The organism is Bradyrhizobium murdochi (assembly GCF_000472965.1).
GTDB classification, from domain to species: Bacteria; Pseudomonadota; Alphaproteobacteria; order Rhizobiales; family Xanthobacteraceae; genus Bradyrhizobium; species Bradyrhizobium murdochi.
On the sequence record NZ_AXAU01000008.1, the window covers coordinates 124,328 to 138,444 of the forward strand.

The 14,117-nt window shown below is 64.9% G+C and carries 14 protein-coding genes and 1 tRNA gene; 8 read left to right on the top strand and 7 right to left on the bottom strand.

The annotated features are described in order from the left end of the window. Positions 1-2 precede the first annotated feature (2 nt). Both YUO_RS0117090 and tsaD read right to left on the bottom strand, forming a co-directional pair. Positions 3-983, bottom strand: coding sequence for an NAD(P)H-dependent glycerol-3-phosphate dehydrogenase (locus YUO_RS0117090; RefSeq protein WP_028348380.1), 981 nt, complete (start codon positions 981-983; stop codon positions 3-5). A gap of 1 nt (position 984) precedes the next feature. Then, on the bottom strand, positions 985-2,058 hold the full coding sequence (gene tsaD / locus YUO_RS0117095) for a tRNA (adenosine(37)-N6)-threonylcarbamoyltransferase complex transferase subunit TsaD (RefSeq protein ID WP_028348381.1): 1,074 nt from the start codon (positions 2,056-2,058) through the stop codon (positions 985-987). A gap of 144 nt (positions 2,059-2,202) precedes the next feature. On the opposite strand from tsaD, the gene YUO_RS0117100 reads away from it, so the two are divergent. The 6 genes from YUO_RS0117100 to YUO_RS47165 all read left to right on the top strand — a co-directional run bounded on the left by YUO_RS0117100 (position 2,203) and on the right by YUO_RS47165 (position 8,428). Next, positions 2,203-2,952, top strand: a complete 750-nt coding sequence (locus tag YUO_RS0117100) for a uroporphyrinogen-III synthase (protein WP_028348382.1) — start codon at positions 2,203-2,205, stop codon at positions 2,950-2,952. 117 nt (positions 2,953-3,069) lie between these two features. Further along, on the top strand, positions 3,070-4,290 hold the full coding sequence (locus tag YUO_RS0117105; RefSeq protein WP_028348383.1) for a hypothetical protein: 1,221 nt from the start codon (positions 3,070-3,072) through the stop codon (positions 4,288-4,290). Between the two features lie 8 nt (positions 4,291-4,298). After that, positions 4,299-6,080: a heme biosynthesis protein HemY gene (locus tag YUO_RS0117110; protein ID WP_028348384.1), complete on the top strand. Its 1,782-nt coding sequence runs from the start codon at positions 4,299-4,301 to the stop codon at positions 6,078-6,080. A gap of 95 nt (positions 6,081-6,175) precedes the next feature. Next, positions 6,176-6,251, top strand: a tRNA-Thr gene (locus YUO_RS0117115). Between the two features lie 141 nt (positions 6,252-6,392). Then, positions 6,393-7,919 carry a hypothetical protein gene (locus YUO_RS40945; RefSeq protein WP_028348385.1) on the top strand — a complete coding sequence of 509 codons (1,527 nt, stop codon included), beginning with the start codon at positions 6,393-6,395 and terminating at the stop codon, positions 7,917-7,919. A gap of 119 nt (positions 7,920-8,038) precedes the next feature. Further along, positions 8,039-8,428: a hypothetical protein gene (locus YUO_RS47165; RefSeq protein ID WP_028348386.1), complete on the top strand. Its 390-nt coding sequence runs from the start codon at positions 8,039-8,041 to the stop codon at positions 8,426-8,428. A 75-nt stretch (positions 8,429-8,503) separates the two neighbouring features. Here the strand turns inward: YUO_RS47165 and YUO_RS0117130 are convergent, their stop codons facing one another. Next, entirely contained in the window at positions 8,504-9,538 is a 1,035-nt protein-coding gene (locus YUO_RS0117130; RefSeq protein WP_028348387.1) for a polysaccharide deacetylase family protein, read from the bottom strand. A 209-nt stretch (positions 9,539-9,747) separates the two neighbouring features. On the opposite strand from YUO_RS0117130, the gene YUO_RS0117135 reads away from it, so the two are divergent. Together YUO_RS0117135 and YUO_RS0117140 are read left to right on the top strand one after the other, a co-directional pair. Further along, positions 9,748-10,026, top strand: coding sequence for a hypothetical protein (locus tag YUO_RS0117135; protein WP_028348388.1), 279 nt, complete (start codon positions 9,748-9,750; stop codon positions 10,024-10,026). A gap of 209 nt (positions 10,027-10,235) precedes the next feature. Continuing rightward, a complete protein-coding gene (locus YUO_RS0117140) occupies positions 10,236-10,457 on the top strand; it encodes a hypothetical protein (protein WP_028348389.1) in 222 nt (73 codons plus the stop codon). A 16-nt stretch (positions 10,458-10,473) separates the two neighbouring features. Here the strand turns inward: YUO_RS0117140 and YUO_RS46250 are convergent, their stop codons facing one another. From YUO_RS46250 to YUO_RS0117160, 4 genes are read right to left on the bottom strand one after another with little or no spacing between them, the layout of a single operon-like run. Next, a complete protein-coding gene (locus YUO_RS46250) occupies positions 10,474-10,647 on the bottom strand; it encodes a hypothetical protein (RefSeq protein WP_156908659.1) in 174 nt (57 codons plus the stop codon). Next, positions 10,644-12,056, bottom strand: a complete 1,413-nt coding sequence (locus tag YUO_RS0117150) for an amidase (RefSeq protein WP_028348390.1) — start codon at positions 12,054-12,056, stop codon at positions 10,644-10,646. Before YUO_RS0117150 ends, YUO_RS46250 begins: the two co-directional genes overlap by 4 nt. Before the next feature lie 31 nt (positions 12,057-12,087). Further along, positions 12,088-13,437, bottom strand: a complete 1,350-nt coding sequence (locus tag YUO_RS0117155; protein ID WP_028348391.1) for a TRAP transporter large permease — start codon at positions 13,435-13,437, stop codon at positions 12,088-12,090. Next, positions 13,434-14,039: a TRAP transporter small permease subunit gene (locus YUO_RS0117160; protein WP_028348392.1), complete on the bottom strand. Its 606-nt coding sequence runs from the start codon at positions 14,037-14,039 to the stop codon at positions 13,434-13,436. The genes YUO_RS0117155 and YUO_RS0117160 overlap by 4 nt, the downstream gene beginning before the upstream one ends. Between the last annotated feature and the right edge of the window lie 78 nt (positions 14,040-14,117).

Below are 14,117 nucleotides of genomic sequence, written 5' to 3' on the forward strand. Positions count from 1 at the left end.
CGTCATTCCTCCGCCTTGAACGGCCGCGTCAGCAGGCCCTCGATCGCCGCGTCGATCGTCACCTTGCCGCCGAGGATCGCCGCCACCGCATTTGATACCGGCATATCGACGTTCTGCGAAGCCGCCAGTTCGATCAAGACCGGCGCGGTGAATTCGCCTTCGGCGAGCTTGTCGCGGTTCGGCGGCTCGCCGCGCCCAAGCGCGACGCCGAATGCCAAATTGCGAGACTGCGGACTGGAGCAGCTCAGGATCAGATCGCCGAGACCCGACAGGCCCGCCAGCGTTTCGCTGCGCGCGCCGCAGGCGCGGCCGAGGCGCGCGAGTTCGCTGAAGCCGCGCGTGGTCAGTGCGGCCAGCGCCGACGCGCCGAGCTGACGGCCGACGACGATCCCGGCTGCGATCGCCAGCACGTTCTTGGCCGCGCCGCCGATCTCGACGCCGCGAACGTCCGTGGTGTGATAGGGCCGGAAGGTTGATGAGCCCAGCGCCTGCACCAGACGGCCTGCCAGCTTCTCGTCCCTTGCCGCAAGCGTCACGGCGGTCGGAAGGCCTCGCGCGACGTCGTCGGCGAAGTTCGGTCCCGACAGGATCGCAGGGATTGCATCCGGGATGGTCTCGGCAACGATCTCGGTCATGAACCGGTGGGTGCCGCGCTCGATGCCCTTGGCACAGGCGACCACGGGCATCTTTGGCTTGAGGTGCGGCGCTAGCGTCGTCGCGGCTTCGCGCAAACTTTGCGCAGGCGTCGCAAGCAGGACGATGTCCGCGCGCGCCGCGGCAGCGATATCGGTCGTGACGCCGATACTGCTGTCGAGGCTCACGCCGGGTAGTTTTGGATTGTTTCGCGTCGTCTGCATCCGCGCGGCGCTTTCGGCGCTTCGCGCATAGAGCACGACCTTGCGGCCGGCGCGCACCGCAGCGCAGGCGAGCGCGGTGCCATAGGCGCCACCGCCGATCACCGCGACGGAATTGAAGGAAGTCATGTCAGAATCCTGCGCGGGTGTTGGCGAAGCCGGCCGGCGCGGTGGCGTTGGCATCCAACAGCCAGCGCGCGCGGGGCGGCGCATCCATCGTATCGGTCAATCCGAGCGCCATCCGCTCCGCGCCAGCCCACGCGATCATGGCGCCGTTATCGGTGCAGAGCGCGGGCGGCGGAATGATCAGCGTGGTCTGCGCCTTCGAGGCGACATCCTGAAGCGCCCCGCGAATGGCATGATTGGCGGCAACGCCACCGGCGGCGACCAGCGCGCGGGGCGGGCCGAATTGCTCGTGAAACAGTCTCAAGCCGACGCTCAGCCGATCTGCGGTCGATTCCAGCACGGCTGCCTGAAAACTGGCGCAGAGGTCGCTGACGTCCTGGGGCTCCAGCGGCGCCAAGCGGTTGGCCTCATTGCGAACCGCCGTCTTCAATCCTGACAGCGAGAAATTCGCATCCGGCCGGCCGAGCATCGGCCGCGGAAAGGCGAAACGTTTGGCGTCGCCACTTCCCGCCGCGCGCTCGACCTCAGGCCCGCCCGGATAGGGCAGCGACAACATCTTTGCGACCTTGTCGAAGGCTTCCCCCATCGCGTCGTCGACGGTGGTGCCGAGCCGGACATATTTGCCGACGCCGACCACGGCGACGATCTGGGTGTGACCGCCGGAGGCGAGAAACAGGCAATAGGGAAAGGCGAGCGCGCAAGTGAGCCGCGGCGTCAGCGCGTGCGCTTCGAGATGATTGACCGCGATCAGCGGCGTGTCATGCACCATCGCGATCGCCTTGGCGGTGGTGAGTCCGACAATCACGCCACCGATCAGGCCGGGACCTGCGGCGGCCGCGACCGCTGACAGTTGCGCGAAGCCGACATTGGCATCCTTCATGGCCTGGCCGACGATCCCGTCGAGCAGGTCGACATGGGCGCGCGCCGCGATCTCCGGCACCACGCCGCCGAAACGGGCGTGCTCTGAGGTCTGCGAGTGCACGATATTGGATAGAATCCTGCCGCTTCCGTCGCGCTGGCGCTCGACCACGGCGGCTGCGGTTTCATCGCAGGTGGTCTCGATACCCAGCACCAGCATCGGCTTGTCGTTGTCCAATTTGAATCCTTGTTTAGCCCTTGCGCGACCGCCAAAAACAACGCTTCCGTAACCGGGTAGCATTACGAGGTCACAACGTGCAATCGCCTGCGCGTGTCTGAAACCGGTTTGGCGGAGATCTGAAATATGGCCGTTCTCGTGACGCGACCAAGTCCGGATGATGAGATGACGGCGAAGGCCCTCCACGCGCGGGGGTTCGACGTGCTGCGCGCGCCGATGCTGCGGTTGGAGCCGGTGCTGTTCCAGGACGATGCGGACGCGACCTATGGCGCTATCATCGTCACGAGCGCCAACGCGCTGCGCGCCATCGCGCCCCATCTTGCCGACAGCCGGCTCCTCAAACTGCCTTTGTTCGCGGTCGGAGAAAATACCGCGGCGGCGGCCCGCGATGTGGGGTTTGGCGACGTGATCGCCTCCAAGGGCGACGCCGGCGCGTTGCGCGATCTGGTGCTGGCGAACGCGAAATCGAAGCAACTGAAGAAGGCGAGCCCGATCCTGTACCTTGCTGGCGCCGATCTCGCGCGCGACCTTGCCGGCGAACTCGGAGAGAAGGGTTTTACGGTGGTGACGCGTACCACCTACCGGATGGTGCCCATGCCCAGCCTGCCGCGGGAAATATGTGACGCTTTCGTGGCGCATGAGGTCGAGGCTGTGCTCCATTACTCGCGGCGCAGCGCGCGTGCGTTTCTGGAGGCGGCGCGCTTCGGCGGCGTCGAGATCTCGGCATTGGCGCTGCCGCAGTGCTGCATTTCGGCGGGCGTCGCCGCGGTGTTGCGGGACGCCGGCGCGACCCAGGTCACGACGGCGGTTTCACCGGATGAAAACGCCCTGTTCGAGGCGCTGGACCGGGCGTTGCAGGCCCGATCGGGGTCCTAATCTTTAAGTCTGAGCATGGTCTTATCGGAAAACCGGTGCCGCCACGGCCGGATCATGCTCTAAGACGTCTCGATTCTGCTAAGTTCCGGCATCTAACCACCTTAAGGGAACCGCGTGATGGTCGATAACAGGCCCGAAGACACTGGATCGTTGCCCGAATCGGGTCGGCCGAAGCGTGAGCCGCCGACCATCGATCTCGACGCCTCCGAAGTATCGAGCGAGACCAAAAGTTCTGGCGAGGCGCCACCCGAGCCTGAGGCTGAACCCGCGCCCGAGGTCGCCCAAGCGCCGGTTGAGGAGGCTCCAGTTGAGGAGCCACGGGTTGCGGAGCCGCCGTCCCGGCCCGTGTCACCCTGGGTCGTCGCGCCGGTTTCCGGCGCGGTCGCGGCGGCGCTGGTGATCGGCGTCGGCTGGATGCTGGGCTGGCCCGCGATTCCGCCGGCCTCCGTAGCGCAGACCGCACAGCTCAACGCCGCCGCCATCGATGGTTTGACCGCGCAGATCGCCGGCCTCGAATCCAAGATGGGCAAACCCGTGGCCGATCCCGCCGTGGCCGCGCGCACTGACGCACTTGAAAAGTCGGTCGCGACGCTGCGCGGGGAACTCGCCGCGGCGCGCGCGCAAGGAGAGAAGCTGGCATCTGCCATCAACGAGGTGAAGTCGGCGCCGCGTGGCGACGGCACCGTGTCGCCTGATCTCGCCGCTTTCGCCGAACGCATCGCCAAGGTCGAGAGCCAGATGCGGGCGCAGAGCGCCGAGATCGCGCAACAAGGCAGCAAGCTTGCCGACACGACGGCCGACGCCAAACCTGCCGATGATATGCCGCTGCGCCGTGTAGTATCGGCAGCGCTGCTCGATGTGCTGGTCCGGATCGGCGATCCCTATCCGACGGCGCTCGCCGCAGCCAAGGCGCTGGCACCAAATCCCGAAGCGCTGAAGGCGCTCGATGAATTTGCGGAGAAGGGCGTGCCGAACGCCGGCAAGCTGAGCACGGAACTGTTGACGCTGGTGCCAAAACTGTTGCCGGCCCAACAGAGCGCCGCCACTACCGGCACCGGCATCGTCGATCGTTTGCAGGCGGGCGCTGCCAAACTGGTCAAGATCGAACGCACCGATACCGCCGGCACGGACCGCGGCGCCGTGGTGGCGCGGATCACGGCGGCTGCGCTGCGCAACGATTTCAATGAGGCGCGGCGGGAATTGGAGACGCTGGAGCCGGCCGATCGCGCCGCGGCGCAATCATGGCTTGAGTCGGCCAATGCGCGCGACGCCGCGCTGGCCGCATCCCGTCAATTTGCGACTGAGGCCATGGCCGTGCTCGCCAAACCGGCGCAATAAGGAATTCAATGGTCCGGATCATTCTGTTTCTGCTGTTGATCGCGCTCGGTGCAGCGGGCGCGGCCTGGATTGCCGAGCAGACCGGCGATGTCGTGCTGTCGTGGGGCGGCTATCGCGTGCAGACCACGCTGCCGGTGTTCGTGCTGGCGCTCGGCATCGTCATCGTCGTGGCGATGATGTTGTGGGCGATCCTGCGCGGCATGTGGCGCACGCCGCAACGGATTCGCCGAAACCGGCGCGAACGGCGTCAGGCCCGCGGCCGGCATGCGATCACGCAAGGCCTGCTCGCGATCGGCCATGGCGATTCCACGGCTGCACGCATCCACGCGGACACTGCGCGAAAGCATGCGGCGCATGATCCGCTGGCCTTGCTGCTGCACGCGCAATCGGCGCAGCTCGACGGCGATCGCGAGGGCGCGCAGCGCGCCTTCCGCGCCATGGCCGAGCGCGAAGACACGCGGCTGTTGGGCCTGCGCGGCCTGTTCATCGAGGCGCAGCGCGCCGACGATCCCGTCGCTGCCGTCATGCTCGCCGAGGAAGCGCTAAAGCTGTCGCCGTCGTCGTCATGGGCATCGCACGCCGTGCTCGGCTTCTGCTGCGCCAAGGGCGACTGGGGCGGCGCGCTGAAGATCCTCGACAACAATCAATCGGCCGGGCTGATCGACAAGGCGACCTATCGCCGGCAGCGCGGCGTGCTGCTCACCGCCCGCGCGCTCGAACTGGAAAAGGTCGATCGCGACCTGGCGCGCGAGAGCGTGATGGAAGCGGTCAAGCTGGCGCCGACGCTGGTGCCCGCCGCGGTGCTGGCGAGCAAGTTCGAGAGCGAAGCGCACCAGGTGCGGCGCTCGATGCGGCTTGTCGAGACGGCGTGGCTGGCGCAGCCGCATCCCGATCTGGCCGACGCTTATGCCCATGTGAAGTTGGGGGATTCCGCGCGGCAACGGCTGGTGCGGGTCGAGACGCTGGCGGCGAAAGCGCCTGGTCACATCGAGGGCGCGCTGGCGATTGCACGCGCTGCGATCGATGCGTCTGAGTTCACCAAAGCACGCGAGGCGCTGGCGCCCTTTATCGCCCAGCCGACGCAGCGGGTCGCGCTGTTGATGGCCGAGATCGAGCGCACCGAGCATGGCGATTCGGGACGGGCGCGCGCGTGGACCTTGCGCGCGGTGCGCGCGCTGCACGATCCGGCCTGGACCGCAGACGGCTATGTCAGCGACCGCTGGCGGCCGGTCTCCCCCGTCACCGGACGGCTCGATGCCTTCCAGTGGCAGACGCCGGTCGCGGCCCTGCCGTCCGACAAGGCGAGCACGATCGAATCCTCCCCGTTCGAGGAAGCCATGTTGGCGACGCCGCGCCGTGCCGTGGTGATTGCGCCGCCCGAGGCCGTGGACCAGCAGCCCGTCGAGCCCGCCGCCCCGGTCACCCCCGAACCGCCCGCAGCACCGGCCGCGCAGGACAATGTGCCTCCACCCGCGGCTGCCGCCGAAGTGCCTCCCGCCGAGGCTCCCCGCCCCGAAGCGGCCACCATTCTTCCGACGCCGGAGCCGGCACCGCCCAGGCCAGCCGAACCGGCACCAAGCCAGCCGGCCCCGCTGTTCCGGTCCCGTCAGGATATTCCGAGGGCGGTTCCGGCCTCGATTCCCGCCGTGATCCCCCTCATTCGAGCCCCGGACGACCCGGGCATCGACGAGGACGGCGGCCCCGCGGACGAATTCGCGGAACAACTCGCCCCGCCCAAGGCCCAGGCCGGCGGCTGGCGGGGATTTTTGTCACGCTGGGGCGGCAGCTAGCGTTTCGGGGGGCCAGCGTTTTTCTTGCCAATCGGGGCGCTGCCCGATATCAGGTGCGGGCGTTCGCGGCTAACACCCGGACGCCGCTTCGGTCCGCCGCAATAGCTCAGTTGGTAGAGCACGTCATTCGTAATGACGGGGTCACAGGTTCGAGTCCTGTTTGCGGCACCACGCTTTTCCAGCTTCGCATTTCCTCGTTCAGCGCCGCCGATCAGCTTGCGCGACCAAGGCGGGCGCGCTCGCATGCCTGCAATCTCTTGTTAACTTGCCCCTTCTAGCTTGCCTGAACCTCCTCGACCGCAGGATTTTTGCATGTCGCTCGACGTCGGCCTGAGTCTTCCCGGGGACAAGGCCGCCCGCCAGGGATTCTGGACCGCGACTCCCCTGCATGCCGTCGTCGCCATCTTCATGGTGGCGATCATGCTGCGAGGGGTTCTGCCCTTCAACGTCGATGTTAGCTGGTGGCTGACCATCAGCGAGCGCATGCTCGACGGCCAGCGCCTGTATGTCGACATCCTCGAGACCAATCCGCCGATGGGGGGATCGGTCTATATGCTCGGCGTCGTCGTTGCACGCGCGATTCACATGCGGCCTGAGGTCGTGACCAACAGCCTGATCTTTATATTGATCGCGGCATCGCTGGCGCTGACATGGCGGGCCTTGCGTTTCTCCTCGTTGCGCGAGCGTACCGGTGGCGCGGCTGCCATATGGGCGACCGCGCTGCTGACCGTTTTGCCGATGTATGATTTCGGCCAGCGCGAACACCTGGCGCTGGTGGCGCTGCTGCCGGCGCTTGCGGTCTACATCCTGCGCGCCAATGGCGAGCGGGTTGCGCCGTCAGCGATCCTGATCGCCGGCTTGTGCGCCGGGACAACCATGAACTTCAAGCCGTACTTCGTCTTCGCGGTTGGCTTTTGCATTCTGACCGCAGCCGCGCAAGCGCGAGACTGGCGGGTGCTGTTCGCGCCGGAGAACTGGATCGCCGGCGTCCTGGTCGTGATCCACGCGCTCGGCATCGTCGCATTCTATCCGGAGTATTTTACGCTCATCTATCCGCTGGTGCGCGACGTCTATCTGCTGGCGAACTTGCCGCTCCTCGTCATTCTGCCGACGACAGCAACAATGCTGTGGGTGCTGGCGATAATGGTCACGCTGACATTGCTAAGCCGGCGGCAGAAAGTGGACACAGCGTTGCTGGTGATGATGGCCGGATCGCTCGGCTTTGCGGTCTCGTTTTTCGTGCAGGCCAAGGGATGGGGCTATCACGCCTACCCGATGGTCGCGCTCGCATTACTGGCGGCAGGTTGGGCGGTCGCGGCCGGCAGCGATGGGCAGGCAACATCGCGCCGGCTTCGCGCCGGCGCGATGCTGCTCGTCGCGCTTATCTTCGCAAACGGATGCCTCCGGTTCGCCGTGAGCATCGATGCGCGGGTCGTCCAGGAGGAGGTCACCTTGATTGGGCCGCGGCCGAAGATGCTGATGCTGAGTGCGGCGAACGACATCGGTCATCCGGCGGTGCGCGAGCTTGGGGGAACATGGGTCTCGCGTCAGCAGGCGCTTTGGGTGCGGGAAGTCGTTCGTCAGGCGCTCCGGGACGGGACCATCGATCAGGCGACGGCGGACCGCCTCGCGGGCCACGTGGCGCGCGAGCGCGCCGGCCTGATCGAGGATTTCAGGAAACAACCGCCCGACGTTCTTGTGATCGACAACCAGAATAGCGACTGGGGTAGTTGGGCCGCTGCCGATCCAGAGCTCTCCGTGCTGCTGAAGCCCTACGTTCTCGTAAAGGATCTCAACGGAATAGAGATTCTGCGGCGCTCCGATCAGGCCCGATCCTAACTAGCGCTCGCCCGCACGGCCGCGCGATCCGGGCGGTTGGTCTGGCGTGCGTGACCTATCTCACGTAAGAAACCGCCTGCTCGGCGTAGTCTCCCTCAAGCAAACGGGGAGATTTCATTATGCGCAAATTCATTCTGATCGCAGGATTCGTTTTGGCATCCACTGCTGTTCAGGCTGGGGATCGGAGCTTGTCGTTGGGTGGCATCGAGCGGGCGTCCGCGAAGGCCGTCGATGCACCGAAAACCGCTGAAGTCCCGCCGCCGCCGGAACCGCCGAAATATGTCGAGCGGCCGGCGATCGAGCCCAAAGCTGAGACTCCGAAGGCTGAAGCGCCCAAGCTGGCAGCAAAGGTTCAACAGCCGGCCGCGGAGCGGTCGAGAGCCGAGCGCGGAAGGCCCGTTGCCCGGAGAACGGCGTTCATGTCGAGAAACATGAAGCCGCGCCGTAGGCACCACTGGATTGAAGCGCGCATCGTCCGCGAGCTGCATCGCCACGGGATCTACTGGTAAACATCGCCAAAGCAAAACGCGCCCCTCGGGATTACTCCGAGGGGCGCGTTTTGCGTGACGCTTGAGCCCATCGGCTTACTGCGAAACCGTCTGCACCACGCTGCTGATCGGGCGGCTGGCAACTGCCGGCATTTTCTGGTCCTTCACCAGCATCGCGTCATATTCGGGCAGGGTTTCGAGCTGCTCCTTGGCGCGCATTTGCACGACCTTGTAGCCGCCGGCTTTGAGGCGGCGCAGCAATGTCGGCAAAGCTTGCGCCGTGCTCTTCTGCAGATCGTGCATCAGGATGACGCCCTTGCCCTGCTTGTCGAGCTTGGTCATGACGTTCTGGATGACCTGGTCGGGACCCGACGATTTGAAGTCGTTGGAATCGACATCAACCGAAAACATCGAGATGTTGCGCGAGGCGAGATAGCCGAGGGCCGGCTGCGTGTGCGCAAGCCCCGGGAAGCGGAAGAAGGGCGCGGGCGCCGTCCCCAGCGCCATCTTCACCGCGCTAAAGCCCTTCTCGATCTCTTCCTTGACCTGCGCCTCGGTCAGTTTCTTGCTGTCGAGATGGGCATGCGACCAGGTGTGCGAGCCGATGGTGTGACCGGCAGCGGCGACCTGCTTGAGAATCTCGGGATGATAAGTCGTGTGCTTGCCGACCGGGAAGAACAAGGCCTTGGTGCATTCATCCGATAGCGCCTTGAGCACGGTGGGCGTAGTCGGCCACGGGCCGTCGTCGAAGGTCAGCACGACCTCTTTGTCGGTCAGGAAGTCGAACTGCTTGTATTGCAGGAAGCCGAAACCGGGGCCGCCGGTGGTGTCGATCACGACGGTGCGGCTGACGCCGAGTGCGTCGGGATTGGCGCAGGCCGATCGCATCGGCAGGGCTGCGGGAATGGGCGCGGGGGCAGGGGCCGGCTTCGAGAGCGAGGCCGTGGTCTCGACGTCGTCCCTCAGCGCGGGCCTGGCTGCGGCGGGCGCCGGCAGCGGCTCGGGCGCACGGGCGGCAACGGTTTGGGGTGCAGCCGCGTCGGTCCGCGGCGAGGAGGTCCAGAACCAAACGCCGGTGATCACCAGCGCCGTCACTACACTGGCCAGCATCAGGCCCAACGCATTACGCATCGCTACTCTTTCCAAATACTCGGGGTACACACACGCAACGGGCCATTAATGCCAACAATGTCTTAACGTCTCGCGAACAAGCGCCGGTTAAGCGATGGAGATGAGGGCTTTATGCGCGAGTGAGGTCAGTCACAGTCGTCCCGCGGTCCCGGGCGCATGCTCCTGCCATCAACAACGGGGCTCGCCTGCCGAGCCAACAGGAGCCGACAATGACCGCAGTGTTCTTCAATGCCGTTCGCAAGGTCAGTCTAGTGCTGGGCTTGACCGCCTCGTTCGCCGCTGCTTCATCGACCGCGAGCTTCGCCTTCACCTCTGAGCAGCAGCAGATGTGCACTGGCGACGCATTCCGGCTCTGCAGCTCGGAAATCCCGAATATTCCAAAGATCACCGCTTGCATGATCAAGCATCGCGCCGACCTGAGCGCGGGCTGCCGCACCGTGATGGATCGCGATCTCGCGGCGAAGAAGGGCAAGCTCGCCGCGCAATAGTCGGCCTACCGGCTCCCGGGAACGCTTGCGGCGATGCGACGCAGGCGTTCCACCAAGCGCACTTTCCCACTTCACAATTGCGTTGCCGCCCGGATTTCAGCGCCCGATTCCCGTTCTGAGGCGTTTTCTTGACGCAAACCGGTATCCACGCCGCGGGAAACCGCTATAGAACGCGCTGATTGCGTTCTACCGGTGTAAGGGCACAGCAAATGACCAAGATCCTTTTCGTCATTCCCCTGATCCTGATGGCTTCGAGCGCGTCGGCACAGACACAAAAAAGAGAGGGGCATGACGAGTGCGCGCGCGACGTCTCGCGGTATTGCCGGGCGCAGATGCAGGCTGGCGATCAGATCATTCTGGCCTGCCTGAAGCAGAACCGCTCACGGATCAGCAAGGCCTGCCAGCAGAAGCTGACGAGCGCCGGGCAGTAGAACCCGCAGTCGCGGCTTATCCCGTGCCGTTCCCGTTGGTGCGGAGCGATTGGTAGAAATCGTAGATCAGCAGCGCCATCACCACCACGCAGATGATGATCAGCGGCACTGCCTTGATCCACCAGAGCATGATGCCGAGAAACGTGCAGACGCCGGCAACGCCGATCAGTCCGGTGATGAAATTCGTCATCTGCCGCTCCTTGTTTTCGCGCGACGCGCATTGGTCTTGTTACTGGTCTTGGCACTCTTGGCAGGCGCGGCTCTGCCGCGGCCGCCTTTTCCAAGAGTTTTGATTAGCCAGTTGGCCGTTCGCAGGAGCCGCGCATCGTTGCCGCGGCGCCCGACCAACTGAACGCCAATGGGCAGGCCGGTTTCCGATTGCAGCAGCGGCAGCGTCACCGCCGGTGTGCCGAGATAAGTCCACGTCGAGCAGAACACGGGGTTGCCGGTACTGTCGAGGCCGCGCGGCGCCGGGCCCGGCGCAGACGGGGTCAGAATCGCGTCGTATTCATCAAACAGGCCGTCGAGCGCCGCGTTGAGCGGCGCGCTGCCGGCCAAGGCGCGCGTGTAGTCGACGGCCGGAACCTGGCGCCCGCGCTCGATCAGCGCGCGCAGCACCTGGCTCAGGGACTCGCCGCCCTGCTCGAAATCGCGATGCAGGTTGTGCGCCATCTCCACTTCCATGACGGTGCGGTGCATGTCGACGACGCGGTCGAAACTCGGGCCGATCTCGACTTCGGAAACTTGCTCGCCGAGCGCTTCCACCAGTTCGGCAAACGCCTCCGTCGTCACCTGCTCGACATGCTTCCACGCGGGCGAGCGCACGAAGGCGAACCGCGGCGGCAATGGCGGCTCACTTGCCGCCACTTCGACAAAGGGCGGAGAGGCAAGGGGGCGCGTGTCCGGATCCTCCTCGTCGAAACCCGCGAGCGTCTGTGCCAGCAGTGCTGCATCATCGACCGAGCGCGCAAACACGCCGACATGATCGAGTGCCCGCGATAGCAGTAGCGCACCGCTCCGTGGAATGAGTCCATGTGTCGGCTTGAAGCCAACCACCCCGCAGAAGGCGGCGGGGCGGATCACCGACCCGTTGGTCTGCGAGCCGATGGCGGCCGGTACCATCAGCGCCGCAACGGCCGCGGCGGAGCCCGACGACGACCCGCCCGGCGTGTGAGCCGGGTTGTGCGGATTTCGCGTCTTGCCGGGATTGAAATAGGCATATTCGGTCGTCACCGTCTTGCCGAGGATCACGGCCCCTGCCGCCCGCAGGCGCGCCACCGCCGCCGCATCGCGGCGCGGCGTGCGTCCGGCCCACAGGCTGGATCCGAACTCCGTCGGCATGTCGCCGGTATCGAAGATATCCTTGATGCCCAGCGGCACGCCATGCAGCGGGCCTGTGGCCTTGCCCTGCTTGCGACGATCGTCAGCGGCTTCAGCCTGCCGCATCGCATAGTCGCGATCGAGGAATGCCCACGCCTCGATGTCGCGATCGGCCTCGTCGATGCGTTTCAAACAGTCGGCGACAAGCTCCGCTGAGCTGAGCCGGCCGTCGCGGATGCCGGCCGCCGCTTCCGCAAGCCCGAGCGCATTGAGACTCATGCGCATCCTTTCAGCGCTTTATCGGGCCGGCTCACCGCGATCCATAGAGATAGCTGGGCAACCACAACGCAATTTCCGGGAAGATGTAGACCAGAGCCATGGTGAAGAAGACCAGGCCGACAAAGGGAAGCGCGCCGGAGAAGATGTCGGTGAGCTTCACTTGCGGCGGCGCCACGCCCTTCAAATAGAAGGCGGCCATCGCGACGGGTGGCGTATTGAACGCTGTCTGCGTGTTCAATGCGACCAGGATGCCGAAGAAGATTGGATCGATGCCATACTGGGGAAGCAGCGGCAGGAAAATCGGCACGAAGATGATGATGATCTCCGTCCATTCCAGCGGCCAGCCGAGCAGGAAGATGATGATCTGGGTCAGCAGCAGGAACTGGATCGGCGACAGGTTCAGCGAGGTGAAGAACTGCTCGACCACCGACTGTCCGCCGAGGACGGCAAACACCGCGGAGAACGTCCACGATCCGATGAAGAGGTAGCAGACCATCGCGGTCGCGCGCACGGTCAGATACACCGATTCCCGCATCATCGTGTAGTTGAGCGAGCGATAGGCCGCTGCCAGAACGATGCTCATGAGCGCGCCCACCGCCGCCGCTTCGGACGGCGTCGCCAAACCAAACAGGATCGCACCGAGCACCGAAACAATCAGCAGCGCCAACGGCAGGAACGATGTGGCGAGCGCCCAGATCACCGTGCTGATAGGCACATTGGTCTGCTCGGGCGGCAGCTTCGGCGCCAGCGCGGGATTGATGATCGCCCGCGCCACCGCGTAGAGGACATAGAGCCCCGCCAGTATAAACCCCGGAAAGAACGCGGCCGCATAAAGCTTGACCGCCGAAACGCCGGCGGTCGCCGCATAGACGATCAGGAGAATGCTCGGCGGAATCAGGATGCCAAGGCAGCCGCCGGCGCAGACCACGCCTGCCGACAGCTTGGTGTCGTAGCCGGCTCGCAGCATCGCCGGCAATGCCAACAGACCCATCAGCGTGACAACGGCGCCGACGATGCCGGTGGCGGTCGCGAACATCGCGCAAGTGATGAGCGTGGCCACAGCCAGCGCGCCCGGCACGTTCTTCATCGACAATTGCAGCGAGTGGAACAGGCGGTCGAGAATATTAGCGCGTTCGATCAGATAGCCCATGAAGAGGAACAGCGGCACTGCGACCAGCACGTCGCTGGACGTGACCTCGAACGTCTTCTGCACCAGCAGCGTGAAGATGCGGTTCTGGAAGAACTCCTGACCGGGCGTGTAGTAGGCATAGAAGCCGAACGAGACGCCCATCGCCATCAGCGTGAAGGCGATCGGGAAGCCGAGCATGATGATGAAGATGAAAAGCCCCAGCATCAGCATGCCGAGTTGAGGGTCGGTCATGCGCCGGCTCCTTTCTCGCTCGGCTCCACCGCAGCCTGATGCTGTTGACGCTCGCGGATGATGAGGCTCTCGGTTTCCTCGACGTCGTGCAGGCGTTGCGGCCATTGTCCGGTGCGGATGCACAGCACACAGCGGATGATTTCAGCGAACCCTTGCAGAAACAGAAGCAGGCCTGTGATCGGAATCAGCGCCTTCAGCGGAAACACCGGCACGCCGGCCGGACTGAAGATGCTGACTTCGCGGAAGCGCACCGACATATCGGCATAATTCCAGCCCGAATACATCAATGCCGCAATCGCCGGCAGGAAGAACAGAATGTAGAGAACGAGATCCATCGTCGCCTGAGTACGCGGCGACCACAGCCGGTAGACCACATCGGCGCGCACGTGGCCGTTGCGCGAGAGCGTATAGGCGCCGGCCATCAGGAACATCGCGCCATAGGTGATATAGCTGATGTCAAATGCCCAGGTGGTCGGCGCACGCAACACGTAGCGCATGAACACCTCGTAGCTGACACCAAGCGTAAGGACGAGGATCAGCCAGGCGAACGCCTTGCCGACCCATGTGCTGAGTTCATCGATGAAGAACAGGAATTTTCTCATGCGAGTTGAACTCGCGGCAAATCGCACATCCGGATGTCCCCCAGTTGCTGGCTGAGCGGCGCGTCAAGCGCGCCGCCC